At 72.9% G+C, this 25,498-nt stretch carries 24 protein-coding genes; 13 read left to right on the forward strand and 11 right to left on the reverse strand.

Annotated features, from left to right (window positions below):
• Window positions 1-14: 14 nt before the first annotated feature.
• The gene (locus ACGFI7_RS29025) at window positions 15-659 is read right to left on the reverse strand and encodes a TetR/AcrR family transcriptional regulator (protein ID WP_393409969.1); all 645 of its coding nucleotides are present in this window, start codon (window positions 657-659) and stop codon (window positions 15-17) included.
• Between the two features lie 120 nt (window positions 660-779).
• On the opposite strand from ACGFI7_RS29025, the gene ACGFI7_RS29030 reads away from it, so the two are divergent.
• The 3 genes from ACGFI7_RS29030 to ACGFI7_RS29040 are packed head-to-tail and all read left to right on the forward strand — an operon-like array spanning window position 780 to window position 3,543.
• Window positions 780-1,754, forward strand: a complete 975-nt coding sequence (locus ACGFI7_RS29030; protein ID WP_393409971.1) for a sugar ABC transporter substrate-binding protein — start codon at window positions 780-782, stop codon at window positions 1,752-1,754.
• Complete coding sequence (locus tag ACGFI7_RS29035) at window positions 1,751-2,791, forward strand: ABC transporter permease (RefSeq protein ID WP_393409973.1); 1,041 nt, start codon at window positions 1,751-1,753, stop codon at window positions 2,789-2,791. The genes ACGFI7_RS29030 and ACGFI7_RS29035 overlap by 4 nt, the downstream gene beginning before the upstream one ends.
• Window positions 2,788-3,543, forward strand: a complete 756-nt coding sequence (locus ACGFI7_RS29040) for an ATP-binding cassette domain-containing protein (RefSeq protein WP_393409975.1) — start codon at window positions 2,788-2,790, stop codon at window positions 3,541-3,543. The genes ACGFI7_RS29035 and ACGFI7_RS29040 overlap by 4 nt, the downstream gene beginning before the upstream one ends.
• Before the next feature lie 3 nt (window positions 3,544-3,546).
• On the opposite strand, the gene ACGFI7_RS29045 is transcribed toward ACGFI7_RS29040, so the two are convergent.
• From ACGFI7_RS29045 to ACGFI7_RS29055, 3 genes are read right to left on the reverse strand one after another with little or no spacing between them, the layout of a single operon-like run.
• A complete protein-coding gene (locus tag ACGFI7_RS29045) occupies window positions 3,547-5,184 on the reverse strand; it encodes a hydantoinase B/oxoprolinase family protein (RefSeq protein WP_393409977.1) in 1,638 nt (545 codons plus the stop codon).
• A complete protein-coding gene (locus ACGFI7_RS29050; RefSeq protein ID WP_393409979.1) occupies window positions 5,181-7,205 on the reverse strand; it encodes a hydantoinase/oxoprolinase family protein in 2,025 nt (674 codons plus the stop codon). Before ACGFI7_RS29050 ends, ACGFI7_RS29045 begins: the two co-directional genes overlap by 4 nt.
• Before the next feature lie 45 nt (window positions 7,206-7,250).
• The gene (locus ACGFI7_RS29055; protein ID WP_393409981.1) at window positions 7,251-8,360 is read right to left on the reverse strand and encodes an epoxide hydrolase family protein; all 1,110 of its coding nucleotides are present in this window, start codon (window positions 8,358-8,360) and stop codon (window positions 7,251-7,253) included.
• A gap of 84 nt (window positions 8,361-8,444) precedes the next feature.
• Between ACGFI7_RS29055 and ACGFI7_RS29060 the strand changes: the two genes are divergently transcribed.
• Complete coding sequence (locus tag ACGFI7_RS29060) at window positions 8,445-9,059, forward strand: YigZ family protein (RefSeq protein WP_393409983.1); 615 nt, start codon at window positions 8,445-8,447, stop codon at window positions 9,057-9,059.
• A gap of 6 nt (window positions 9,060-9,065) precedes the next feature.
• On the opposite strand, the gene ACGFI7_RS29065 is transcribed toward ACGFI7_RS29060, so the two are convergent.
• On the reverse strand, window positions 9,066-10,295 hold the full coding sequence (locus ACGFI7_RS29065) for an isochorismate synthase MenF (protein ID WP_393409985.1): 1,230 nt from the start codon (window positions 10,293-10,295) through the stop codon (window positions 9,066-9,068).
• Window positions 10,296-10,455: 160 nt separating this feature from the next.
• Here ACGFI7_RS29065 and ACGFI7_RS29070 point away from each other — a divergent pair, with 160 nt between their 5' ends.
• Entirely contained in the window at window positions 10,456-11,301 is an 846-nt protein-coding gene (locus tag ACGFI7_RS29070) for an SGNH/GDSL hydrolase family protein (RefSeq protein ID WP_393409986.1), read from the forward strand.
• Between the two features lie 4 nt (window positions 11,302-11,305).
• Here the strand turns inward: ACGFI7_RS29070 and ACGFI7_RS29075 are convergent, their stop codons facing one another.
• Complete coding sequence (locus ACGFI7_RS29075; protein WP_393409988.1) at window positions 11,306-12,022, reverse strand: HNH endonuclease family protein; 717 nt, start codon at window positions 12,020-12,022, stop codon at window positions 11,306-11,308.
• A gap of 75 nt (window positions 12,023-12,097) precedes the next feature.
• Between ACGFI7_RS29075 and ACGFI7_RS29080 the strand changes: the two genes are divergently transcribed.
• A complete protein-coding gene (locus tag ACGFI7_RS29080; RefSeq protein WP_393409990.1) occupies window positions 12,098-12,511 on the forward strand; it encodes a CrcB family protein in 414 nt (137 codons plus the stop codon).
• Window positions 12,508-12,867 carry a fluoride efflux transporter FluC gene (locus ACGFI7_RS29085; protein ID WP_393409992.1) on the forward strand — a complete coding sequence of 120 codons (360 nt, stop codon included), beginning with the start codon at window positions 12,508-12,510 and terminating at the stop codon, window positions 12,865-12,867. Before ACGFI7_RS29080 ends, ACGFI7_RS29085 begins: the two co-directional genes overlap by 4 nt.
• 4 nt (window positions 12,868-12,871) lie before the next feature.
• Here the strand turns inward: ACGFI7_RS29085 and ACGFI7_RS29090 are convergent, their stop codons facing one another.
• Window positions 12,872-15,499: a CHAT domain-containing protein gene (locus ACGFI7_RS29090; RefSeq protein WP_393409994.1), complete on the reverse strand. Its 2,628-nt coding sequence runs from the start codon at window positions 15,497-15,499 to the stop codon at window positions 12,872-12,874.
• 109 nt (window positions 15,500-15,608) lie between these two features.
• On the opposite strand from ACGFI7_RS29090, the gene ACGFI7_RS29095 reads away from it, so the two are divergent.
• The 4 genes from ACGFI7_RS29095 (at window position 15,609) to ACGFI7_RS29110 (ending at window position 19,283) form a co-directional block, all read left to right on the forward strand.
• Window positions 15,609-16,889, forward strand: a complete 1,281-nt coding sequence (locus tag ACGFI7_RS29095) for a S8 family serine peptidase (protein ID WP_393409996.1) — start codon at window positions 15,609-15,611, stop codon at window positions 16,887-16,889.
• A gap of 357 nt (window positions 16,890-17,246) precedes the next feature.
• Window positions 17,247-17,906 (forward strand): RNA polymerase sigma factor, encoded by a 660-nt coding sequence (locus tag ACGFI7_RS29100; RefSeq protein ID WP_393409998.1) that lies wholly within the window; start codon window positions 17,247-17,249, stop codon window positions 17,904-17,906.
• A gap of 28 nt (window positions 17,907-17,934) precedes the next feature.
• Window positions 17,935-18,309, forward strand: coding sequence for a hypothetical protein (locus tag ACGFI7_RS29105; protein WP_393410000.1), 375 nt, complete (start codon window positions 17,935-17,937; stop codon window positions 18,307-18,309).
• Window positions 18,310-18,374: 65 nt separating this feature from the next.
• A complete protein-coding gene (locus tag ACGFI7_RS29110; RefSeq protein WP_393410002.1) occupies window positions 18,375-19,283 on the forward strand; it encodes a S1C family serine protease in 909 nt (302 codons plus the stop codon).
• On the opposite strand, the gene ACGFI7_RS29115 is transcribed toward ACGFI7_RS29110, so the two are convergent.
• Both ACGFI7_RS29115 and ACGFI7_RS29120 read right to left on the reverse strand, forming a co-directional pair.
• A complete protein-coding gene (locus ACGFI7_RS29115; protein ID WP_393410003.1) occupies window positions 19,217-20,527 on the reverse strand; it encodes a glycosyltransferase family 4 protein in 1,311 nt (436 codons plus the stop codon). The genes ACGFI7_RS29110 and ACGFI7_RS29115 overlap by 67 nt on opposite strands.
• A gap of 491 nt (window positions 20,528-21,018) precedes the next feature.
• Window positions 21,019-22,224: a glycosyltransferase gene (locus ACGFI7_RS29120; protein WP_393410005.1), complete on the reverse strand. Its 1,206-nt coding sequence runs from the start codon at window positions 22,222-22,224 to the stop codon at window positions 21,019-21,021.
• 78 nt (window positions 22,225-22,302) lie between these two features.
• Here ACGFI7_RS29120 and ACGFI7_RS29125 point away from each other — a divergent pair, with 78 nt between their 5' ends.
• Window positions 22,303-22,887 (forward strand): TetR/AcrR family transcriptional regulator, encoded by a 585-nt coding sequence (locus ACGFI7_RS29125; RefSeq protein ID WP_393410007.1) that lies wholly within the window; start codon window positions 22,303-22,305, stop codon window positions 22,885-22,887.
• 214 nt (window positions 22,888-23,101) lie between these two features.
• On the opposite strand, the gene ACGFI7_RS29130 is transcribed toward ACGFI7_RS29125, so the two are convergent.
• Window positions 23,102-24,124: an Rv2578c family radical SAM protein gene (locus ACGFI7_RS29130; RefSeq protein WP_393410009.1), complete on the reverse strand. Its 1,023-nt coding sequence runs from the start codon at window positions 24,122-24,124 to the stop codon at window positions 23,102-23,104.
• Between the two features lie 133 nt (window positions 24,125-24,257).
• Between ACGFI7_RS29130 and ACGFI7_RS29135 the strand changes: the two genes are divergently transcribed.
• On the forward strand, window positions 24,258-24,533 hold the full coding sequence (locus ACGFI7_RS29135; RefSeq protein ID WP_393410010.1) for a DUF3040 domain-containing protein: 276 nt from the start codon (window positions 24,258-24,260) through the stop codon (window positions 24,531-24,533).
• Window positions 24,534-25,065: 532 nt separating this feature from the next.
• Here ACGFI7_RS29135 and ACGFI7_RS29140 read toward each other — a convergent pair.
• Window positions 25,066-25,482, reverse strand: a complete 417-nt coding sequence (locus ACGFI7_RS29140) for a MarR family winged helix-turn-helix transcriptional regulator (protein ID WP_393410012.1) — start codon at window positions 25,480-25,482, stop codon at window positions 25,066-25,068.
• Between the last annotated feature and the right edge of the window lie 16 nt (window positions 25,483-25,498).

Here is a 25,498-nt window from a genome sequence, read left to right on the forward strand (position 1 = left end):
AGGGTCCAGGGATGTCAGGCGTTGGCGGGCACCCAGCGGTGCTTGAGTTCGTCGTCGCCGGGGGGCGGGCCCGGGAGGGGATGGTGGGCCGGGGGGCGGCGCAGGGCGTCCATGACGAGCGTCAGGTAGCGGTGCCGGAGCTCGAAGGTGCGCCGTTCGTCGCCGAGTTTGACCGAGGCGAGCTGCTCGAAGACGAGCGCGATGTCCGAGGGCGTCACGTCGGGCCGCAGCACCCCGGCCTCCACGGCCCGGCGGTGGGCCTCCGTCGCCAGCTCGGAGGCCAGCGCCGAGTCGTGCATGAGCTCCTGCGTCGGCTGGAACGTCCCCGCCAGCTTGATCGTCAGCGAGCTGCTGTCGGCGTCCACGATGCCGCGCAGGTAGGCCGCGAACACCTCCCACGGGTCGCCCTCGTCGTCCTCCACCGCCTTGCGCGCCACCTCGATGTACAGCTTGAGCCCGTCGCCGCAGAGCTTCTGCAGCAGCGCCTCCTTGCTGGGATAACGCCGGTAGAGTGCGCTGATGCCGACGCCGGCGCGCTCGGCCACGGCGGCGATGGGGGCGTTGGGGTCGGCGGTGAAGACGGCGCGGGCCGCCGCGAGGATCAGCTCGTCGTTCCGCGCGGCCTGGGCCTTGCGGCCGCTCATGGGTGCGGTGCTCATGCGACCAGTATATCGGAACGTACAGTTCCGTTCTGCCTTAGCAGTTGGTCCGTATGTCTATACATAGAGTTGATATTGGGGTAGAACCGGGGACGAGCCCAACGCTCTGGAGGAGTCCTCATGAGACGAACCCCTATCGTGCTGGCCCTGGTGAGCGCTCTGGCGCTGGCCGCCTGTTCCGCGCCGGCCGAGCAGAATACCCAAGGCGAGACCGGCCAGGCGTCCCCGGCGGGCGGTGGCGGCAACTACGCGGTGATCACCCACGGCGCTCCGGGAGACTCCTTCTGGGACGTGGTCAAGAACGGCGCCGAGGCCGCCGGTCAGGAGTACGGGGTGACCGTCACGTACCAGGGTGACGGCGACCCCGCCAAGCAGTCGCAGCTCATCGACCAGGCGGTGTCGGGCAAGGTGGACGGCATCGTGGTGTCCATGGCCAACCCCGACGCGCTGCGCGAGGCCATCGGCAAGGCGGTCACCGCCAGGATCCCGGTGGTGACGATCAACTCGGGCGCCGACTCGTCCAAGGAGTTCGGCGCGATCACCCACGTCGGCCAGTCGGAGGACGTGGCCGGGCGCGGCGCCGGCGAGCAGCTCAAGGCGGCCGGGGTGACCAAGCTGCTGTGCGTGATCCACGAGGCCGGCAACATCGGGCTCGACCAGCGCTGCAAGGGCGCCGAGGAGACCCTGGGCGGCACGGTCGAGCGGCTCCAGGTCGACGTCAGCAACCTGGCCGACGTGACCTCGAAGGTCACCGCCAAGCTCCAGTCGGACCAGGCGGTCAACGGGGTGCTCGCGCTCAACCCGGCCGTCGCGGTGGCCGCGCGGGACGCGATCAAGGACTCGGGATCGCAGGCCAAGCTCGCCACCTTCGACCTGTCGGCCGACGTGGTCGCCGCGATCCAGGCCGACGAGATCATGTTCGCCGTGGACCAGCAGCAGTACCTGCAGGGCTACCTGCCGATCACGTTCCTCCACCTGTACAAGAACAACCTCAACACCGTCGGCGGCGGACTGCCGGTGAACACCGGGCCCGGGTTCGTCACCAAGGAGAACGCCGAGCAGGTGGCCAAGCTCGCGGAGGCGGGCACGCGATGACGGCTGCCACGAGCCGCGCGGACGAGCGGGTCGCCGACGTCGGGCTGGTGCGGCGCCTGCTCATCCGGCCCGAACTGGGCGCGGTCGTCGGGGCGATCGTGGTGTTCGCGTTCTTCGCCGGCCAGTCGGCGGTCTTCCGGTCCCTGGACGGGGTCGCCAACTGGCTGGACCCGGCGGCCACGCTCGGCATCATGGCGGTGGCGGTCGCGCTGCTGATGATCGGCGGCGAGTTCGACCTGTCGGCGGGCGTGATGACCGGCACGACCGGGCTGATCCTGGTCACGCTCGCCACCGACTACGGCATGAACGTCTGGGCGGCCATGCTCGTCGGCCTGGTCGTGGCGCTGGCGGTCGGCCTGTTCAACGGGCTGATCGTGACCAGGACCCGGCTGCCGAGCTTCATCGTGACACTCGGCACGTTCCTCATGCTGCAGGGGGTGAACCTGGGCGTCACCAAGCTGCTCACCGGTACGGTGCAGGTCAGCGGCCTGCGCTCGGCCTCCGGGTACGACAGCGCGCACACGGTCTTCGCGGGCACGATCCAGCTCGGCGGCAGCTCGTTCCGGGTGGCGATCCTGTGGTGGCTGCTGGTCACCGCGGTGGCCACCTGGGTGCTCATGCGCTCCCGGCAGGGCAACTGGATCTTCGCGGTGGGCGGCAACGAGCAGGCCGCCCGCGCGGTCGGGGTGCCCGCCGCCCGCACGAAGATCGCGCTGTTCATGACGACGGCGTTCGCCGCCTGGCTGGTCGGCTCGATCCTGGCGCTGCGCTACACGTCCGTGCAGGCCAACGTCGGCATCGGGCAGGAGTTCATCTACATCATCGCGGCGGTCATCGGCGGCTGCCTGCTCACGGGCGGGTACGGGTCCGCGATCGGCGCGGCGATCGGGGCGGTCATCTTCGGCATGGCCGACAAGGGCATCGTGTTCCTCGGGTGGGACGCCGACTGGTTCAAGTTCTTCCTGGGCGCGATGCTGCTGCTGGCCACGCTGGCCAACCGCCTGGTCCGGCGGTACGCCGAGGAGGTGAGGCATTGATTCTCCGGACGGAGGGCATCGGCAAGTCGTTCGGCTCGGTGCTGGCGCTGCGCGAGGTGTCGATGTCGGTGGAGGCCGGCCAGGTCACCTGCGTGCTCGGCGACAACGGCGCGGGCAAGTCCACGCTCATCAAGATCCTCGCCGGGGTCCACCAGCACGACGCCGGGTCGCTGCTGGTGGATGGGGCCGAGACCCGCTTCTCCAGCCCCCGCGACGCGCTCGACCGCGGCATCGCCACCGTCTACCAGGACCTGGCGATGATCCCGCTGATGTCGGTGTGGCGGAACTTCTTCCTCGGCTCCGAGCCCCGCAAGGGCCTGGGCTTCGACGTGCGCAAGGCCAGGCAGGTGGCGCGCGACGAGCTGCGGGCGATGGGGATCGACATCCGGGACGTGGACCAGCCGGTCGGCACGCTGTCCGGCGGCGAGCGGCAGTCGGTGGCGATCGCCCGCGCGGTGTACTTCGGGGCCCGGGTGCTCATCCTCGACGAGCCCACGTCCGCGCTCGGCGTGAAGCAGGCCGGGGTGGTGCTGCGCTACATCGCCAGGGCCCGTGACCGCGGGCTGGGGGTGGTGTTCATCACCCACAACCCGCATCACGCCTATCCGGTGGGCGACCGGTTCCTCCTGCTCAACCGCGGGTCCAGCCTGGGCGAGTACGCCAAGGCCGACATCACCAGGGAGCGGCTGACCTCGCTCATGGCGGGGGAGGCGGAGCTGGAGGCGCTGGCCCACGAGCTCGAACGCGAATGAAATCTACATTGTAAAGGAGCCGGGCGGGCCGACCGGCGGATCCCCGTCGAGCGCCTCCGGCGAGCGGCGATCGGCGGAGCCGTAGCCGCCGCCCCCGCCCGACTCGCAGCGCAGCACGTCGCCGGCCTTGACCGGGAGGGCGTTGACCTTGAGCATCTCCCGCCGGTCCGGCCGGCCCGGGTTGAGCGTGACGCGGGGAGGTGCGCCGGCCTCCCCGCCGGCCAGGCCCCAGGCCGGGGTGACCGAACGCTCGAACCAGAGGGACAGCGAGGTGTCCGCGGCGAACTCGTACTCGCGGACGGCCCCGTCGCCGCCCCGCCACTGCCCGGCGCCGCCGGTGCCGGGCAGGATCCCGTAGCGGGTGACCCGGACCGGGAAGAGCGTCTCCAGCACCTCGATCGGCATGTCGCGCAGGTCGCCGTTGACGTTGTTGATCAGCGCGCTCTCGCCGTCGCCGCCGTCCCAGGCGCCCCAGCCGCCGACGGTGGCCTCCTGGCAGACGTAGAGCCTGCCGGTGCGCGGGTCGGTGCCGGTGAACTGGACGATCATCGAGTCGCCGTACGAGGCCGCGGCCGCCTTGTCGGGCAGCACCGGGGCCAGGGCCTTGACCACGAGGTCGATGAGCAGCCCGAGGTGGGAGTAGTAGTACTGGCAGGCGGCCGGCGACTCGGCGGCGAGCATCGAGCCGGGGCGGGTCTCGACGGTGAGCGGCCGGAAGGAGCCGCCGTTGAGCGGCACGTCGGCGGAGACCAGCAGCTTGTAGCCGACCCGGACGGCGGCGACCGCCTGGGCGGCCCCGCAGTTGACCGGGCCGGTGGCCTGGTCGGCGCAGTCGGTGAGGTCGACGTGCATGGTGTCGCCGGAGACGGTCACGGCGACCGTGACGGGCAGCGGGGTGCCGAGGTCGATGCCGTCGTTGTCCAGGTGCCCGGTGGCGCGGTAGACGCCGTCGGGGATGGCGGCGATGGCCTCGCGTTCGAGGCGCTCGGTCTGGGTGAAGATCTGGTCGCGGGCGGCGGTGACGGTGTCGCGGCCCCAGCGGGTGATGATCTCCTCCAGCCGGCGGCGGCCGGTCAGCGCGCAGCTGATCTGGGCGCGCAGGTCGCCGAGGGTGGCGTGCGGGAAGCGGACGTTGCGGGCGATGATCTCGTGCGGGTCGCGGCACGGCTCACCGGCGTCGTAGATCTTGACCGGCCCGAGGCGCAGGCCCTCCTGGAAGATGGAGGTGGAGTCCATGGAGCCGCCGGGGTCCTTGGAGCCGACGTCGAGCCAGTGCGCGCGGGAGGCGGCGAACCCGGCGAGCTCGCCGGCCACGAAGATCGGGGCGTAGACGGTGACGTCGTTGAGGTGGGTGCCGCCGATGTAGGAGTCGTTGAGCACCCACACGTCGCCGTCGCGCCAGACGCCGGCGCCGTGCAGGCGTTCGGTCTCTCGGGTGCAGACCTCCAGGTTGCCGAGGAAGATGGGCAGGCCGGACGACTGGCCGAGCACGTGGTGGTCGCGGTCGAGCAGGGCGACGGCGCAGTCCTTGGCCTCGTAGATGACGGGGGTGTAGGAGCTGCGGATGAGGGTGGTGTTCATGTCCTCGGCGGCCTGCAGCAGGGCGCAGCGGATGATCTCGGTGGTGACGGGGTCGATCACGGGTTCACCTTCAGGACGAGGAAGCCGCGCGGGTCGGCGGTGGCCAGGCAGCCGGGCGGGATGACGGTGGTGGCGGTGTCCTCGACGACCACGGCGGGGCCGGCGAACGCGCCGTCGAGGCCGTCGCGGCGCAGCACGGGGGTGGCGTGCGCGACGCCGTCGAAGATCACTTCTCGTACGGTGGCGGGCCCGGGTTCCCGGACCGGCGGCGCGGGGGCGGTCGTGCGGGGGAAGGATCCGAGGCCGGTGGTGCGGAGCATGACGAACTCGACGGGCGCCTCGGGGGTGGCGTGGCCGTATCTGCTGGTGTGGGCGTCGGCGTAGCGGGCGGCGACGGTCTCGACGAAGCCGGGTTCGGCGGGTTCGCGGGCGTCGCGCAGCGGGATGGTCAGGGTGTAGTCCTGTCCTTCGTAGCGCATGTCGACGGCGTGCCGGGTGCTGCGCCGGTCGGGCGGGACGCCCTGTCCGGCGAGAGCGTCGAGTGCCTCCGCCTCCAATTTCGCGAAATATTGGGACATGTGATGGCCGTCGAGGTCGTCCTGCGGCCGGAAGTACGGATGGGTGAGGTCGCGGCGCACGTCGGCCTCCAGCATGCCCCAGGCGGAGAACGCGCCGGGGAACGGCGGGATGACGACCTCGGAGATGCCCAGCTCGCGGGCGATGAACGCGGCGTGCATGGCACCCGCGCCGCCGAAGGCGACCAGGGTGAAGGCCCGCGGCTCGATGCCGTGCTCGACGGTCAGGGTGCGGATGGCCTGCGCCATCTTGGCGTTGGCCACGTCGCAGACGCCCTCGGCCAGCCGTACCGGGTCCAGGCCCAGCTCGGCGGCGAGCTCGCGGACGGCGGCGTGGGCGGCGGCGGGGTCGAGCGTCAGCCGGCCGCCCGCGAACCGGTCCGGGTCGATCCGGCCGAGCACCAGGTTGGCGTCGGTGACCGTCGGGCGGGTGCCGCCGCGGCCGTAGCAGGCGGGACCGGGCACGGCGCCGGCGGACTCGGGGCCGACCCGCAGCGCGCCCGCCTCGGTGCGGGCGACGGAGCCGCCGCCGGCGCCGATGGTGTGCAGGTTGACCACGGGCATGAGCACCGGGTGGCCCTCGATGCGGGCCTCCGCGCTGACGTCGGGGCGGCCGTCGACGACCAGCGACACGTCGAAGGAGGTGCCGCCCATGTCGACGCAGATGACGTGCGGACGGTCGAGCAGCCGGGCGGCGGCGACCCCGCCCATGGTGCCGCCGACCGGCCCCGACAGCAGGGTCTGCAGCGGCCGCCTGGCCGCGTGCCCGGCGTTGACCAGGCCGCCGGATGACTGCATGACGTGCACGGGAACGGTCAGGCCGCGCTCGGTGAAGCGCCGCTCGACGCGGGTCAGGTAGCGGCGTACGACCGGGCCGGTGTAGGCCTCCAGCACGGCGGAGGAGGTGCGCTCGTACTCGCGCCACTCGCGCGCCACCTGGTGGGAGAGCACGACCAGCACCTCCTCGCCGAGCTCCTCGGCGAGGATCTCGCCGGCCCGCAGCTCGTGGGCCGGGTTGGCGTAGGAGAACAGCAGGCACACCGCGACGGCGCCGAAGCCCTCCTCGCGGGCCCGGCGGGCCGCGCGTCGCACGGCCGCCTCGTCGAGCGGGACGAGCTCCTCGCCCCGCCAGTCGAGCCGGCCGCCGATCTCCATCACGTCCCGGCGCGGCACGAGCGGGGCGGGCTTGCGGTAACGCAGGTCGAACATGCGCTCGCGGTTGCCCCTGGCGATCTGGTAGACGTCCCCGGCCCCCTCCGCGGCGAGCAGCAGCACCCGGGCGCCGGCGCGCTGCAGCAGCGCGTTGAGGCCCTGGGTGGTGCCGTGCACGAAGAAGGAGATGCGGGCGGGGTCGTCCACGACCTGGCCGAGCGCGGCGAAGACGCCCTCGGCCAGGTCGTGCGGGGTGGTGGGCGCCTTCGCCGCCGTTACGGCGCCGGTCTGCTCGTCATAGCAGACGACGTCGGTGAAGGTGCCGCCGATGTCCATGGCGACGCGATAGCTCATGGGCACGACGGTATGCCGGGATCGGTGGCGCCGCACCGCCCGGGATCACCGCAGCGTCGTGAAGAACGCGCGGACGTCGGCGACGAACGCGTCGGGCCGTTCGAGCGCGGCGAAGGTGCCGCCGCGGTCGTGCTCGACCCAGCCGACGATGTTGTTGTCGCGCTCGGCGAAGCGGCGGATCGGGCGCAGGATGTCCTTGGGGAAGACGGAGATCGAGGTCGGCACGGTGGCCGCCTTGAGCTCCCATTCCACCGACGTGTCCTCCTGGGTGTCGGGGGTCTCGACGAACGAGCGGGCCGCCGAGCCCGCGGTGTTGGTCAGCCAGTAGAGCGTTGCGGTGGTCAGCAGCCGGTCGGGGTCGACGCCGCCGTCGCTCCACTCCTGGTAGACGCCGGCGAACCAGGCCAGCAGGGCCACGGGGGAGTCGGCCATGCCGTAGGCGAAGGTCTGCGGCCTGGCCGACTGGATGAGCTTGTAGCCGTACTGCTCGGTCAGGTAGCTCTCGCGGAAGGCGAGCCGCTCCCGCTCGGTCTCGGTGAGGTCGTCCATCTCGCCGGGGGCGCCGATGGGGAAGCAGATGATGCCGTTGCCGTGCATGCCCACGACCCGCTCGGGGGCCAGGACGCCGACCTCGCGGGAGATCCACGTGCCCCAGTCGCCGCCCTGGACGCCGAAGCGGTCGTAGCCGAGGCGGGTCATGAGCTCCAGCCAGGCGTGCGCGATGCGGGTCGAGCCCCAGCCCAGCTCGCGGGTCGGCCCGGACAGGCCGTAGCCGGGCAGGGACGGGATGACCAGGTGGAAGTCGCGGCTGAGCGGCTCGATGACGTCGAGGTACTCGACGGGTGAGCTGGGCCAGCCGTGCGTGATGAGCAGCGGGAGCGCGTCCGGGTCGGCCGAGCGGACGTGCAGGAAGTGGACGCGCTGCCCGTCGATCTCGGTGACGAACTGGTCGTACCGGTTGAGCTCGGCGCAGGCGGCGGCCCAGTCGTGCCGGCGCCAGCGGTCGACCAGGTCCTTCAGGTGGGCGAGCGGGACGCCGAGGCGCCAGCCCTGCCCGGGGACCTCGTCGGGCCAGCGCACGTGGTCGAGGCGGGCGCGCAGGTCGTCGAGGTCGGCCTGCGGGGTCTCCAACCGGTACGGGCGGATGTCGGTCAAGCGTGAGCCTCCAGTCAATCGAGTACGCTGTACCGTACACCATACGGTTCAAGGAACGCAAGCGCGGGCCCTAGCCTGGGAGGCGTGTCCTCGTACCTCACTCTCAAGAGCACCGTCGAGCACGAGACCGAGGCCAAGCGCTCGCGCTTCATCTGCGCGATCGCCCCGGCCGGGACGACGGAACGGGCGGCCGCGTTCATCGCCGAGCGGCGGCGGCTGCATCCCTCGGCCACCCACAACTGCACCGCGTACGTGGTCGGGCAGGAGCGCAAGGGCGACGACGACGGGGAGCCCGGCGGCACGGCCGGCACGCCGATGGTGCAGGCGCTGGTGGGGCGCGGGTACGACCGGGTGGTGGCGGTGGTGACGCGCTACTTCGGCGGCACGCTGCTCGGCGCGGGCGGGCTGGTGCGCGCCTACGGGTCGGCGGTCACCGAGACGCTGGACCGGGCCGACCCGGTGCGGATGGTGCCGGCCAGGACGATGCTCGTGTCGGTGGCGCACGACCAGGCGGGCCGGGTGGAGAACGACCTGCGCGCCTCACGCCACCCGGTGCGCGAGGTGGCCTACGGGCAGGCGGTGGAGTTCGCCGTCGCGGTGGGCGAGGACGAGGTGGCGGAGTTCGCCGACTGGGTGGCCACGCTGACGGCGGGCCGGGCACGGGTGACCTCCGGCGAACCGGTGCACCTGCCCGGCTGACGACCCTCAGCCCTCCAGGGCGTACTGCATGACCCTGAACTTCGCCTGGGCCTCGGCCAGCTCGGCGGCCGGGTCGGAGTCGCCCATGATGCCGCCGCCGGCGAACAGGCGGGCGCGGCGGCCCTCGACGATGCCCGAGCGCAGCGCGATGCCCCACTCGCCGTCGCCGTGGGCGTCGATCCAGCCGACCGGGCCCGCGTAGCCGGCCCGGTCCATGCCCTCCAGCTCGCGGATCAGCTCGATGGCCGTGGCGGTCGGGGTGCCGCCGACGGCCGCCGTCGGGTGCATGGCGGCCACCACGTCCAGCACCGACGCGCCGTCGGCCAAGCGGCCGGTCACGTGGCTGGCCAGGTGCTGCACGTTGGGCAGCACGAGCAGCTCCGGCTCGTCGGGGGTGGTCAGCGCGGCGCAGAGCGGGGCCAGGGTCTGGCGGACCGAGGAGATCGCGCACTCGTGCTCGTGGCGGTCCTTGGCGGAGGCGAGCAGCGCCTCGCCCCGGGCCAGGTCGTCGGCCGGGCCGGTGCCGCGCGGCGTGGTGCCGGCCAGCACCAGCGACTCGATCTCCTGGCCGGTGCGCCGGATGAGCAGCTCGGGGGTGGCGCCGACCAGCCCGGCCACGGAGAACGCGTAGCACTCGGGATAGCGGCGGGCCAGCCGCAGCAGCAGCAGCCGGATGTCGATCGGGTGCTCGGCCGTGGCGAGCAGGTCGCGGGCGAGCACCACCTTCTCCAGCTCGCCCTCGCGGATGCGGCGGGCGGCGCGGGCCACGACGTGCTCCCACTCCGGGGCGGTGAGGCTGCCGTCGCCGTAGCTGATCCGGCCCGGGTCGATGAGCGGGGTGAACGCCTCCAGCGGCGGTTCGCCGATCGTGGTCAGCCAGGCCCGGCCGTCCTTGCGGGCCAGCACGGCCTGCGGGACCACCAGGGTGGAGCCGCGGGCGTTCTCGTCGAAGGTGAAGGTGCCGAAGGCGACCGGGCCGCTGCCCGGCGAACGCACCCCGTCGTCGACCCGCGCGCCGTCGAACACGGTCGCCAGCCACTCGCGCGCCCAGGCGAACCTGCCCGGGCCGGGCGGGACGTCGGCGCGCGCGGCCTCCCCCCAGCCGACGAGCCCCTCGCCGTGCCTGATCCACGCGTAGGGCGCGGTGCGGGGCAGGCTGGAGATCAGGTTACCGGGGTCGCGTACAGGGGTCGTGCGAACCGGTAGCGGGCGGGTTGTTCCGAGCGCGACACTCACTTGAGACACTCTATGCGGGATCTGAACGTGTTCGACTGGGACCCCCGTGAATGGGCGGTTACGGATCCTTCGTCAAGCGGCGATAGCGACTTGGTACTGAGATGGCAGGCGTTGCCCTGAGGTGATGGCCGCGTGGTGAGCGGCTGCCTACGGTGTGTGCATGATCGGTAAGGTCGCGCCGGTGCTGGCGGTCGTGGGGATGCTCGCGGGTTCGGGGGTGGTGGCTCCCGGCCGGGCGGCGGCGGAGCCGCTGTACGGGGAGCCGCTGCCGCGGGTGATGGCGGCGCTCGGCGACTCGATCTCCTCGGGCTTCAACAGCTGCGGGTTCTTCATCTCCTGCCGGTCGCGGTCCTGGTCGTCGGGCCGCCACTCCGGCATCTCCAGCCACTACACGCGCCTGGCCGCGCTCGGCGCGCAGCTGACCTCCAAGAACTACGCCGTGCCCGGCTCGACCAGCGCCGACCTGCTCGCCCAGGTGCGCAGGGCGGTCTCGGCGCGGGCCGACTACGTGACGATGCTCATCGGGGCGCAGGACGCGTGCACCGCCACCGAGGGGCAGATGACGCCGGTGGCGGTCTACCGGCAACGGGTGGAGCAGGCGCTGAACGAACTGCGCGCGGGCGTGCCCGGGGTGCGGGTGCTGCTGGCGAGCATCCCCGACGTCCACCGGCTCTGGCAGGTCGCCAAGGACCAGGCGGTGGCCCGGGGCGTGTGGCGGGTCGGCAAGATCTGCCCGTCGATGCTGGCCAGGCCCACCTCCGAGGAGAAGGCCGACGTGCTGCGCCGGGAGCGGGTGCGCGAGCGGGTCGTGGCCTACAACCGGCAGGCGGCCCAGGCGTGCGCCGCCCGGCCGTGGTGCCGCACCGACCGCGGCGCGGTGTTCGGCTACCGGTTCACGCTCAAGCAGGTGAGCCGGTGGGACTACTTCCACCCCAACGTCGCCGGTCAGCAGGTGCTGGCCGGGCTCACCTTCGGCAACGGCTTCGCCTGGGTCGACCCCCGCTGACGGTTCAGCGGCACTGGGCGAGCATCGTCCTCTTGTCGGCGCGGGTGACGGGCACCGCGTACTTGACGGCCACCTGGGCGAACCGGGTCACGTACGCGCAGCGCACCCGGCGCTGCGGCGGCAGCCAGCTCGCCGGGCCCGAGGCGTCCTTCTGCTCGTTGGCGGCGCCCTTGACCGGCAGCAGGTTGAGCGGGTCGTTGGCGAAGTCGACGCGCTTGCCCCTGGCCCAGCGCGAGGCGCCCATCCGCCAGGCGTAGGCGAGCGGCACCACGTGGTCGACCTGCACCTCGCCCGCGTCGCGCTTGGACCAGCCGATGAGCTGGCCGGTGTACGGGTCGTCCAGGTCCATGGCGATCACCTCGCACGTGGAGCCCGCGCGGTAGCGGACGTTGCGGCCGTCGCGGGCCAGCAGGTCGTCGCGGGTGCGGCAGCCGTTGCGCGCGTAGGGGACCCCGGTGGCGGTGTCGGCCCAGTTCGCGCCGTAGCGGGCCCGGGTGTAGCCGGTGCTGGGACCGCGGCCCCTGACCTTCAGCCGGGCGATGATGGCCCGGGCGCGGGCCTTGTCTTCCTTTTCGGCGATGGGGGCGAGGCCGGGTAGAGTTCCGCTGGCGTTGCCGAGGGGGCTGGCCGCGGTGGCGGGGGGAGTGGTCTCGACGCCACTGGCGAGCGAGACGACGATGACGGCTCCGGCGAGGATGGCGACGGCGTCCTTGACACTCAAGCAGGGCTCCGTGATGCTGCGTCGGACTTCTCTACAGAGGTTCCCGCCCCGGCGCCTTCCGACACGGTGAGGAGTGTGCGGCTGTTGGGCAAGGAGCCTGTGGACCTCCGGGTGCTGGCGGTGATCGCGGCGGGCGGCGCGGCCGGGGCGCTGACGCGCTTCGCGGTCGACGGCCTGCTGCCCGCGTCGCCGGGCGCTTTCCCGTGGGCGACGTTCGGGGTGAACGTGGCCGGGTGCGCGCTGATCGGGGTGCTCATGGTGGTGGTCACCGAGGTGGCCGTCAGGCCGCACCGGCTGGCGCGGCCGTTCCTCGGGGTGGGGGTGCTGGGCGGGTTCACCACGTTCTCCACGTACGCGGTCCAGGCGCACGGCCTGCTGACCGCCGGCGCGACGGCGACGGCGGCGGCCTACCTGGCCGGGACGGCGGTGGCCGCCGTGGCGGCGACCTGGGCGGGCATGCGGGTCACCAGAGCGCTGGCGCGGCGATGACGGCGTTGCTGGTGGTGCTGGGGGCCGCCGTGGGGGCGCCGCTGCGCTACGTGGCGGATCGGGCGGTACGGGCCGGTCACGACTCGATGTTCCCGTGGGGGACCCTGCTGGTCAACGTGGCCGGGTCGGCGCTGCTGGGGTTCCTGGTCGGCCTGCCGGCGTCCGCCGGCTGGTCGGCGCTGCTCGGCCCCGGCTTCTGCGGCGCGCTGACCACGTACTCGACGCTGGGCTACGAGACCGTGCGGCTGGCCGAGCAGGGAGCCGGACGGCACGCCGTGGTCAACGTGGTGATGAACGTCACGCTGGGCCTGGCGGCGGCCGTCGGCGGCGCGCTGCTCGCCGGCGCGCTGACCTGAGTGCTCAGCAGGAGCCGAGCGCCACGAACGACAGGCCGGTCGCGGTGGCGACCGGGTCGGTGGCGGTCGCCCGCCGGGCCTGGCTCAGCGCGGCCGGCAGGCAGGCGCCCCCGGCCAGCCGGCGGTGCAGCTCCACCATGAGCGGCACCGCGGCCCCGTCGTTGACCAGCACCACGCTGGCCACGATGCCGGTGGTGCCGAGCTGGATGAGCGAGCTGGCCAGCCCGAGCAGCTCGTCGGCCCCGGTGGGCGCGGTCAGCCCGGAGTCGCAGCTCGACAGCACCACCTGGCGGGGCGCGCGGCGCAGCCGCTCCAGGTCGTAGACGGTGAGCGGGCCGTCGTCCACCCGCAGCGCGGAGAAGAGCGGGCTGTCGGCCCGGAAGGTGCCGTGCGCGGCCACGTGCGCCAGCCGCGCGCCGTCCATCGCGTCCAGGACCCGCGACACCGTGGCCGTCCCCTCGCCCAGCACGACGGGGGCCGCGTACTGAGGGGCGATGTCGCGGATCTCCGCGCCTTCGGAGCGCAGGCCGGGACCGCGGACCAGCACCACCCGCCCGTCACCGGGGGTCCCGGCCCGGCGGGCGCGCAGCCAGGTGCCGGCCGACGGGGCGACGCTCACCGTACGGTCGCGCAGGCTCGGCAACAGCGCCCACGGCACCGCGTGCAGCCGGCCCGGCGGGACGATCACCACCTCGTCGTCGCCCAGGTGGCGGGCGGCGTCGCCGAGCAGCACCCGCTCCAGCGCCCGCCCGCCGTTCTCCACCTGGGCGAGCAGGTCGGCCGGGCTGAGCGTGGAGCGGCCGTGCGCCAGCCGCGACAAGGCGAAACGGGCCAGGTCGATCTGGCGCGAGGCGTCCCGTACGCGGCCTGCGGGGTAGCGGCGCACCAGGCCGGAGCCGCAGACCAGCACGTGCAGCTCGCCGTCGACGTCGACCAGTTCCAGCAGGCGGGCCGGGCCCAGCTCCGCGAGGAGCTCCGGCACGTCGCAGCCGGTCGCGCCGCCCGTGTCCTGGCCGCGCGCGTGCAGGGCGCGGGAGCGGGCGGCCCGTTCCAGGCGCAGCTGCTCGGCGGCCAGGTGCGCGGTGGGCAGGCCCTGCGCGCGGGCGTGCGCCAGCGAGTCGGTGACGGCGCGGATCGCGGCCAGGTCGGCCTGCAGGCGCTCGTCGTCGGGCGGGCGCACGGCGGGCACGGCCAGCGCGGTCGCCCGCCAGCGCTCGCTCCAGGCCAGCAGCAGCCGGGGCCGGCCGAGCCGCAGCGCGTGCCGCTGCCCGAGCGCGGCCAGCTCGGCGCCGTGCGCGCTGGCCTGGGCGCGCAGCTCGCTGGAGCCGAGCGTGGCCCGGTGCTGGTCGAGCACGTCCAGGCCGCGTCTGCAGGCCCGCATCAGCCGGGCCGCGTCGCCGTCGGCGTCGGCGCGCAGCGCCTCGGCCAGCCAGGCCACCGCCCGCGACAAGGCCGGGCCGTGCCGCCGGCCGCGCGCCGCGGCGGCCAAGTGGGTGCGCGCCGTGCCGTTGCGGCCGAGCCCGAGTGCGAGCCGCCCGGCGATCAGGTGAGCCAGCGGCAGGTCCGGCGAGGACAGCGCGGCCAGCTCGCGGGCGCAGTACTCGGCCTCGCGCAGCAGCGCCGCGCCCACCGGCTCGGCCGCCAGCCGGGCGCGGACCTTCATCAGCCGGGCGTGCGCGCGCCACCAGCGGCGGCGCTGGCGGTCGAACAGCTCCGCGGCGCGGGTGGCGTGCCGCAGCGCGGCCTCGCTCTGCCCGGCGGCCAGCGCGCAGCCCGCCGCGGCCAGCTCCAGCTCGGCCTTCTTGGTGGCCTGGCCTCGGCTGCGCTCCAGCAGGGTCAGCGCGGCGTGCGCCTCGTCCAGCGCGTCCCTCGGCAGGCCCGCGGCCAGCAGGGCGGCGCAGCGCTGGACGGCCAGCGTCGGGTCGGGGATGCCCAGCTTGGCGAAGCGTTCCGCGGCCTGGTCGAAGCACCTGAGCGCGGCCGGCAGATCACCGATGCGCAGCGCCAGCACACCCCGGTGGACGATCGCGTCGGCCGACTCCAGCTCCTGGCCGGTGGCGTTGAACAGCTCCTCGGCCCTGCGCAGGTCGGCCCTGGCCCGGGTCACGCCGCCGAGCACCAGGTCGCAGGTGGCGCGTTCGGTGCGGGCCCGCGCCTCCCAGATGCGGTCGCCCGCCGCCCGCAGCGCGGTGACGGCGCTGTTGAGGTCGGCCAGCGCGTCGCGGTGGTGGCCCAGCGTGGCCAGCACGCCGCCCCGGCGCAGCAGGATGCGGCCGTGCAGATGGCCGGAGGACTGCCGGACGGCCGCGTTCAACGTGTTGCGCGCCGCCGTCGTACGGCCCGCGAAGGCGAGCGCGACGCCCAGCGTCGCCCGCACGTCGGCCTCCCGCTCCGCCGATCCGGACCGGCGGGCCAGATGGCGGGCCGTCTCCAGCTCCCGCACCGCCGCGTCGATGTCGCCGATCTCGCGCAGCACGATCCCGATGGCCTGGCGCGCGAAGGACGCCTCCAGCGGCGGCGGCTCGGTGGCGAGCAGGTCACGGGCCCTGCCGAGGGCCTCGTTCGGGCGCGACAAGGCCAGAGGGAGCAGGCCGGGCACGTCCGGTCGGGGGGGTTCGGGATCCGCCGGCATCCTTCGACTTTGGACGATCTCCTGTAGCGCCCGCAACCCCGCGCCGATATAGGAGGGGAGAAACGGATCGCCAGAGCCACGATGCGACGCCTGGGGAGAGGCTTGACACATGGACGCGGTGTTCGACGCTCAATTCCGGATCATCAAGGACGCCTTCGCCGCCCGGGGGGTGGAGGTGGCGGTGGCCTACACCCCGGCCGGCGAGGTCGACTACCTGTACGAGGTCGGCCGCCTGCTCGCGCGGGACGGCGACGTCCGGCGGATCACCGCCGCGCTGCCGCCCGGGCTGGAGCGGCTCGACCGGCGCGGCACCGGTGATCTCGCGGTGCTCTCGCTCGACGCGGTCGCGGGCGGCACGATGACCGTGCCCGAGGCGCTGGCCCGGATCGAGGACCGGCTCGGCACCGGCGCGCGCCCGATCGACCGGCGGCCCGGCAGGCCGCCCGCGGCAGGGGAGGAGCCGCGGGCGCCCATCGCCTCACCCGTGCACGTGCTGCACATCTCCAGGCTCTGCCCCGGCACCGAACCCGAGGTGCCGCCGGGCAACCCGGCCATCCCGTGGCCGCCGCCGTGCGAGGCGGGGGAGGTGGTGCGGGACGTGACCATCGGCGTGTGCGACACCGGCTGGCTGCAGCTCGACGTGGCCGCGTACCCCTGGCTGAGCGACGTCAGCGGCGATCCCGAGCCGCTGGGCCCGCCCTCGCCGATCAGCGGGCTGCCGCGCATCCCCGCCTTCCGCGGGCACGGCACGTTCGTGGCGGGGGTGGCCAAGTGCCAGGCGCCCACGGCGCGGGTGTCCGTCGTCGACCACTTCTCGACCTCCGGCGCGGAGCTGGAGGACGTGATGATCGCCAAGCTGGACCAGCTGGTCACCCAGTCGCCGGCGCCCGACGTGATCAACCTGTCGGCCGGCACGTACACCCGCGACAACTGGTCCTCGCTCGGGTTCGAGCTGTTCCAGCAGGCTCACCCGGACGTCGTGCTGGTCGCGGCGGCCGGCAACGACGGCACCGACCGGCCGTTCTACCCGGCGGCCTACGACTGGGCCGTGTCGGTCGGCGCGCTCGGCCCCGACCAGACCCACCTGGCCTGGTTCAGCAACTACGGCCCCTGGGTGGACGTGTACGCGCTCGGCGAGGGGCACGTCAACGCCTACGCCACCGGCGAGTACACCTACCAGGAGCCGCCCAAGCGACCCGCGGTGCAGAACTTCGCCGGCATGGCCCGCTGGGACGGCACCTCGTTCGCGGCGCCGCTGGTCGCCGGGCTGATCGCGGACCGGATGGCGCGTACCGGCGAGTCGGCGCAGGACGCCAGGGCGGCCGTGCTCGCCTCGGCGCAGGACCTGCCGGGGGTGGGCAAGGTGCTCTTCCCCTGCGGACAGCCCTGAGGACACCGTGCGGCCGATGACGCACGCGCCATCGGCCGCTCGCCCGCGGACCACCGGGCGCGGGGCCCCCGTGCCCGCCCCGGTGCTCCCGGTGTCCGCCCCTCGCCTGGCGGGCGGGTGCCTACGCCTGTAGGAGTACGACGGATCCGATTTGATACGGGTGAGTTTTCCGGAGTGGCCGGTGTATCAGGAGCGCGGTCCGGCCGCTCCGTCAAGGTGACCGCCGTCACCGAGTAGCGAAGAGACGCCATGCCCCTTTTCTGCTCGCACCGTCCGATGCAGCGTCACGCCTGGACGCACCGCGCATTCGCGTTCACCCTGGCTGGGTGGGCCGGGCCGGGAAAGGAGCATACGGACATGCGAGACGATCCATCGGTTGTCGCCCTGGTGATGAGGGCGAGAGCCGGTGAGAAGGACGCGTGGGACGAGATCGTCGAACGTTACGCGCCCCTGGTCTGGTCGATCTGCAAGTCGTTCCGGCTGAGCCGGGCCGACGCCGACGACGTGGGCCAGACGGTGTGGCTGTCCCTGGTCGAACAGCTGCCGCGGCTGCGCGAGCCCGCGGCGCTGCCCGGCTGGCTGGCCACCGCCACCCGGCGCGAATGCCTGCGGTGCGCCCACAGCACCGATCGGCAGCAGCGGCTCAGTCAGCAGATCGACCAGGACGCGCTGGTGGACGAGCGGGCGGCGGCGCTGGATCAGGATCTGCTCGACGCGGAGCGGAACGCGGCGCTCATGGCGGGTTTCCGTAAGCTCGGGACACGCTGTCAGGAGCTGCTGGGCATGCTGATGCGCCAGCCGCCCGCATCGTACGCGGAGATCAGCGAGAAGCTGTCGATGCCGGTGGGCGCGATCGGGCCCACCCGGGCACGGTGCCTGGCCAAGCTGCGCCGCTCTCCGGCGGTGGCCGCCCTGATCAGGTCCGAACGGGAGACGCAGGAAGAGGGCGAGAGGCATGGCCACGCCGTGGTGGAAGGACGACGAAAGGTTGCTCGCCGCGCTCAGACGGGCCGATGAGGCGGCCCATGAGGTGCCGCCCGAGTTCGTGGCAGCCGGCAAAGCGATCTTCGCCTGGCACGACATCGACGCCGAGCTGGCGTCGCTGACCTACGATTCGGCTGCGGGGCACGCGGAGCTGTCGGCGACGAGGGGCCCGGAGCACGTGCCGCTGCGTGCGCTCATCTTCGCCACCGGCGAGGTGACGATCGAGCTGGAGGTCGGCCAGGAGGCCCTGATGGGGCAGCTGGTGCCGGCCAGGGCGGGCACCGCGTACACGCATCTGGTCACCGGCGGGGTCGTGGAGTCGGCGATCGACGAGTCGGGCTGTTTCGTGTTCCGGCCGGCTCCGGCGCAGGCGTTCCGGCTGCAGTGCCGGCCCAGCAGCGGCGCGAACGTGGTGACGGACTGGATCGCCCTTTGAGCGTTGCTTGACTTGATGGGTAATGATGTAAGCACATCACCGGCCCGTCATGTCGGGAGGTCCCCGTGGACTCCTACTCGCAGATCGTCTCCTCCGTCGCGGCCGAACTGCTGCCCAAGGTCGCCAGCGTCCGCGCCGGGCGGGGCAGCGGCTCGGCCGTGGTGTTCACCCGCGACGGGTTCCTGCTGACGAACGCGCACGTGGTCGGCTCCGCCAGGTCCGGCACCGTCGCCTACGCCGACGGCAGCTCCGGCCCGTTCACCGTGGTCGGCCGCGACCCGCTCTCCGACCTGGCCGTGATCCGCTCCCAGGTGGCGGCGCCCGAGCCCGCCGAACTCGGCGAGGCCGACGAACTCGTCGTCGGCCAGCTCGTCGTCGCCGTCGGCAACCCCCTCGGGCTCACCGGCTCGGTGACGGCCGGCGTGGTGTCGGGACTGGGCCGGTCGCTGCCCGCCCGCAGCGGCTCCGCCGTACGGCTCATCGAGGACGTGATCCAGACCGACGCCGCGCTCAACCCCGGCAACTCCGGCGGCGCGCTGGCCGACTCCCAGGCCCGGGTGGTGGGCGTGAGCACCGCCGTGGCCGGGGTGGGAGTCGGGCTCGCCGTGCCGGTCAACGCCACCACCCGGGCCATCATCGCCGCGCTCATCCGCGACGGCCGGGTGCGGCGGGCGTTCCTCGGGCTGATCACCTCACCGGCGCCGCTGCCCGAGCCGCTGCGCCGGCGCACCGGGCAGGACGCCGCGCTGCGCGTGGTGGAGGTGGTCGCCGGCTCGCCCGCCGACCGGGCCGGGCTGCGCGCCGGCGACCTGGTGCTCAGCGCCGGACGCAACCCGGTGGGCGACGCGCAGAGCCTGCAGCGGCTGATGTTCGCCGACGCGATCGGGCGGCCGCTGCCGATCACCGTCTACCGCAACGGCGCGCTGGTCGACGTCATCGCCGAACCGGTGGAGCTGTCGGGCTCGGAGGTCTGACGGGTCCGCCGGGCCAGCAAATCCTCCAGCAGGGCCTCCCAGCGGGCGCCGATCTCGGCGATGTCGTACCGCTTGACCGTCTCCAGGCCGCCTGCCGCCAGGCGCCGCCGCAGCGGCTCGTCCTCGATCACCCGGTTGATCGCCGCCGCCAGGTTGTCCTCCGTGCGCGGCTTGACCAGCAGCCCGTCCACCTCGTTGGTGATCATCTCCTTGGGGCCGTGCGGGCTGTTGAACGACACGATCGCCACCCCCTTGGCCATCGCCTCCAGGATGGTGAGGGAGAAGCCCTCGTGGCGCGAGCTCATCACGTGGATGGAGGCCTTCTCCAACTCGGCGCCGATGTCGGCGGTCTTGCCGGGCAGCTCGACCTTGCCTTCCAATCCCGCCTCGGCGATCTGCGCGCGGAGGTTCTCCTCCTGCGTGCCCGCGCCGAAGATGCGCAGCGTCCAGTCGGGGTGCGCGGCCGCCACCTTCTCCCACGCCTTGATCAGCCGGTGGAACCCCTTGAGCTTGGTCATCCGGCCCATCGCGACAGCCACCTTGGCGTCGAGCTTGGCGAGGTCGCCGGTCATCGGCGGGACCGCGTTCGGGATGCGCACCAGCTTCTTCGGCCGCTTGGGCAGCGCCTGCTGGTAGTCGGTCAGGTCGGCCTTGGTGAGCGTGACCAGCGCGTCCAGGCGGCGGTAGCGCCACTTGATCAGCTCCTGGAGGCCCTCCGCCTTGACCTTGAGCGCCACGTGCTCCTGCCCGATCGTGATCACGCTGGGCAGCGCGAGCTGGGCCGCGACCAGGTTCAGTCCCGGCCTGGTCGCCATGAGCACGCCCGTCTCGAGCGAGCGGATGAACCGGGCCAGCTTCAGGTCCGTCCACATGGTGAACCGGTGGTGGGCCGTCTCGTCCTTCGGGATCAGCCTGCTCGGCATCTTCGACAGCATCGCCCGCATCGGGTCGGCGCCCGGCGCCAGGCGGTCGTCCAGGTAGCGCACCCGCACCCTCGGGTCGAGCGGGAAGAACGGCTCCTCGGCCTCCCGCAGGATCGACACGATCTCCACGTCGTGCCGCTCGGCCAGGTGGCCGGCCAGGTTGAACACGGTCCTGATCGTGCCGCCCATCCCGTTGGCGTGCAGCAGGAGGATCTTGATCTCCCGGGTCGACGGCGGTGGCGCCTTGCGCGCCTTGCGCCGGTTGTAGCCCTGGTACAGCCGGACCGCCGCTGACCTGCTCTTGCGCGCCAATGTCCGCACCTGCAACATCCCCCTGTCGGCCGACGACATCAATGACAGGCGGGGTCGGCGGGTTTCAGACGACCCCAACACCACCGGACCCTGCCGAGTTCGAGTGGCATGCACCGTCCATCCCCGTGGCGCTATCCACTTCTGTGATCTTTAGACGCATTTTGGTGGAATAAGGTTGCACGTCTGAGTTAGATGGCTTTTGACCAGGCCGAACAGGCAGCCGGAGACATCGCGCTCCGGCTGCCCTCGTCACTGCTCAGCCGTTACGCCTCTTCGGGCTTCGCGGCTTCCTTCTTGATTTCCTTGTCCTGCCGGTTGGCCTTCAGTGCCTGCTTCTTCGCCTTGCCGGACTTGGCGCCCGGCCTCTTCTTCGTATCAGACATGCTGTTTCCCCCCTGTACGGACAGCGCACCTCATTTAGCGCACTAACCCCGTAATACCCCTACTCCATCAAAACCCGACATACTATGACTTTGGTACGAGTCCAGAACCCGAAAAACTCACGCCCCGAACATCCCGTCCACCGCTTTCACCACGGCCCCCGCGCCGTCCTCGGCCGTGACCAGGCGGGCCAGCGCGGCGGCCCTCTCCCGTACCCGACCCTCCAGCGCCGCCCGGATCCCGTCGGCCAGCGCCCTCTCCGACACCCGCCGCCACGGGACCGGCTCCGGCGCCACCCCCAGGGCGGCCAGCCGCGCCGCCCACAGCCACTGATCGGCCCGCGCGGGCATAGCCACGGCGGGCACACCCGCCCGCAACCCGGCCGCCACCGTCCCGCACCCCGCGGGATGCGCCACGGCCGCCATCCGCGGGAACAACCACTCGTGCGAGACCTCGTCCACGCCGAGCACGTCGTCCGTCAGCGCCCCGGTCACACCGGTCTGCAGCACTCCGCGCACCCGGGCCCGCCGCAGCGCCCGCACCGCCAGTTCGGTGAACCGCCCGGTGTCCCAGGCGGCCATGCTGCCCAGCCCGACGAAGACCGGCGGCGGCCCGGACTCCAGGAAATCCCGCAGATGCCGAGGGGGCCGCGGGTCGGCCGGGCGCGCGGGCCACCAGTAGCCGACCACCTCCAGCCCCTCCCGCCAGTCGCGCGGCCGGGGCAGCACGACGGGACTGAAGCCATGCAGCACCGGCCAGCGTCCGGCCTCCCGCCTCCGGTACACCGCCCGCGAGCTCATCGGCGGCAGCCCCAGCCGAGCCCGCAGCCGCCGCGCCGACCCGGCGTGCGCGGGGGAGGGGACGGCGAACGCCAGCCGGGCCGCCGCCCGGTTGCCCCGCGGCCCCAGTGACCTCCGGACCGTCCCGAGCACCGGAGGAAAGTCGCCCGTCGGCTCGACCGGCTGCAGATGCACCCCCAAGCTGGGCACGCCCATCGCCTCCGCGACGTGACAACCGGCGGACGCGGCCACGTTCAGCAGCAGGATGTCGGCTCCCTGCGCCGCCGCCCCGACGATCCCGTCCTCGACCTGCCGGCCGTACCGTGCGTACTGCCTGAGCCTGGCCGCTCCGGCCCCCGGCGCCAGCACGGCCAGCGGATCCCCGGCGATGGGCCGGAACTCCAGCCCCGCCTCTCGCACCATCCGCGCGTACGGCTCGTGCGCGGCGATCGCCACCTCGTGCCCGGCGGACCGTAATCGCGCGCCCAGCCCGGTGTACGGAGCCACATCCCCGCGGGTCCCCACCCCGACGATCAGCACCCTCATGCCAACCTCCTGTTTACAATGCACTCGCATCGTAAACAGCCCCGCGAACCATCGCAATGCACCCGCATGGAGAAACCGGTGCCGAAGATCGTCGACCACGAGGCCCGGCGGCAGCACATCGCCGAGGCCGTCCACCGCGTCATCGACGCCCAGGGCATGGACCGCGTCAGTCTCCGAGAGGTGGCCGCCGAGGCGCGGGTGTCGATGGGGCAGGTCCAGCACTACTTCGCCACCAAGGACGAGATGCTGGTGACGGCCCTGCGCCACCTCAACACCCGCATCACCCGCCGGGTAGCCGCCGTCGGCCCGAGCACGCCCCGGGCCCTCCTGCGGGTCGGCACACTCGAACTCCTCCCGCTGGACGACGAACGACGCTTCGAAGCCCGCGTCGGCCTCGCGTTCCTGGCCCGGGCCGCGGTCTCACCCTCCCTGGCCGCCCTCCTGCGCGAGGGGCTCCCGCACGTCCTCGCCTTCTACGCCGCCCAGATCCGCGCCGCCCAGACCACCGGCCAGATCCCGGCCACGGCGGACCCGGACCGGGAGGCGACGATCCTGTTCGCCTTCGCCCAGGGCATGGTCAGCCCCACCCTGATCGGCCACTACACCACCGGCGAGGTGGTGGCGGCGGTCGACTACCACCTGAGTCGGCTCTTCGTACGGTGACCAGCGCCGTGTCCTTCGGTGGGCTACCGCCTGAAATGGCGCTGCACGCGGTGACCGGCGCGGGGAGGCGGTCGACTACTACCCGGACCGGCGCCACGTGGCGGGGCGCCGACCCCTCCACGCGTCATGGCACTCGTGCCGCCGCAGGCCCGATGTCCTGGTCAGGACTTGGCCGCCGGGGCGATCACGGGTGTGAGGCTGCCCGGCAGTGCCTTCACAGGAGGGTGAGCTGCTGGGGGGACGGTGGGGGCGGAGGTGGGAGGCGGCGGGCTCGGGCGGGGGTGGCCCGGCCGACGCCGTGGCGGGCGGCGAACTCCCGGATCTGGGCGGTGATGCGTTCCTGGTAGGCCTTGGGCGCGTAGGCGCCGCGCCCGTACAGCTCCAGGTAGCGCGGCACGAGGCGCGGGTGCTCGCGGGACAGCCAGGCCAGCCACCACTGGCGGGCGCCGGGACGCAGATGGAGCACGATGGGGGAGACGTGGGTCGCGCCCGCGGCGGCGATCTCCTTGACCGTGCGCTCCAGCTGGGCGGGGGAGTCGGTGAGGTAGGGCAGCACCGGGGCCATCAGCACGCCGCAGGGGATGCCGCCGGCGTTGAGCGTCGCGCACGCTTCCAGGCGGCGGCGCGGGTCGGGGGTGCCGGGCTCGACCGAGCGCCACACGTCGGCGTCGAGGAAGCCGACGGAGACGGCGGCGCTCACGTCGGCGCGGTCGGCCGCCTCCGTGAGCAGGTCGAGGTCGCGCAGGATCAGCGTGCCCTTGGTGAGGATCGAGAACGGGTTGGCGGCGTCGCGCAGCGCCTCCAGGATGCCGCGCATCAGCGCGTAGCGGCCCTCGGCACGCTGGTAGCAGTCGACGTTGGTGCCCATCGCGATGGGCTGCCCGCGCCAGCGCGGCGAGGCCAGCTCCGCACGGGCCAGCTCGGCGGCGTTGACCTTCACCACGATCTTCGAGTCGAAGTCGGCCCCGGAATCGAGGTCGAGATACTCATGCGTCTTGCGCGCGAAGCAGTAGACGCATCGGTGGCCGCAGCCGCGGTACGGGTTGATCGTGTAGTCGAACGGGACCCGGCTGGCGGCCGGCACCCTGTTGATGATCGAGCGGGCCTGGATCTCGTAGAAGGTCATGCCGCGGAATCCGGGCGTGTCGAAGGTGCGGGTGACCGCGCCGCGAGCGAACAACGGCATGGCCGAATCGTCCGGCCCGGCCTCGGTCAGCCGCAAGTTGTCCCAGCGCATGCCATGATTAGAACAGAAGTTCGACAGTGATCGCAAACGGAAAGAGGCCGCAATTACCTGGTCGGCCCGCGGCTAATGATCTTCATGGTTGGGCAGGAAACCCGCACAGAGCTTGCGTTCCGGAGGTGCACCTATGGCCTGGTCGCAGGACGAAGAGCGGATGCTGGCCCAGATCGAGCAGCACCTCGTCGACGACGATCCGCGACTCGTCGCACGGCTGGAGTCTTTCAACGAGCGCGCGCGCCGCAGCGAGGACCGGGCGGCGGGCAGGGCGGTCAGGCATACGCCCCGTCGCTCGACCGTCATCATCGCGATCAGCTGGTTCCTGATCGCCACGCTTGTCGCCACGCTCCTGATCCTCGTCCTGCGCGAGGGGGCCGCCGCCGCCCTCGCCCTTCCCGCCGCCTGACCCTCGACTTCCTGACCCCTTTCAGCCCCCTCAAACCCCTTGAATTCCACCCAGCCCCATTGTTTGCGCGCTCTGGTCCACGGCTTGGGCGCGCAACTCACTCAGGCCTCTCAAGGCTCCCTTGGGCTCGCGGGCCAGCCCTCACCGGCGGATGGCCCGGGAGTCGGGACGTCGCCTTGAAGGCTGCGCCGGGTCGCTCCTTGATCCTGTCTCAGACCCCTCGACCCAGCCTGTCTCCGGCATGATCCGAGGTCCATGGGGTCTCCCGGTCTCGCGCATCCCTGTCGCGTCCCCGCCCTCACGGACCGGCGCGCCGCGACGCCGGAGGCGGTGGCCACCGCTGCGCTGCCGGGGGTGGCGGGCGTGCGTCGGTAGGTGGTCCGGTGATCGCTGCGGAGGGCGCCCCTTCGGCCGCCATGTTTGTGGCCGGTCGTGGCGCAACACCTGGGAGTGGCGGGCACCTACTGCGGCCCTAGGGTGGTCCGGGGCGACGGAGATCCGCGGGCCGTGACCCGCGGAACGCCGGGAGGCGTCAGCGCATGACAGCCTCCAGGTTTTCCGCCATGCGCCGCAGGACGGCGACGGTCCGGTGATAGTCGTCGTCGGCCAGGCCGTCGACGGTGGCCGAGCGGATCCCGTTGATCTTCTCCTGGATCGCGGCGTGCCCCGCCATGCCGTCCGCCGTGAGCGTGTGACGGCCCGCCCCGTCCTGGACGGCCCAGCCGCGCCGCGCCAGCTCGCCGATCACCTCTTCCTGGGTGATCTCGCCGGCCGCCCAGAAGGGCCGGAGCGCCTCGGCCAGGTCGGAAGGGGTCCGCGGGGCCTCGTACAGCGTGTTGAGGACCTGCCAGTGTCTGCGGCCGAGCCCCGCGTCGGCGAAAACGTGGTCGGCCGCCGCCTCGATGAGCCGGTCCACACGCTTGAGCCAGTAGCCGATGGGCCGCTCCATATCCATGTCCTCTCAT

Origin of the sequence: Nonomuraea sp. NPDC048826 (assembly GCF_043198225.1) — a bacterium.
Lineage (GTDB): Bacteria > Actinomycetota > Actinomycetes > Streptosporangiales > Streptosporangiaceae > Nonomuraea.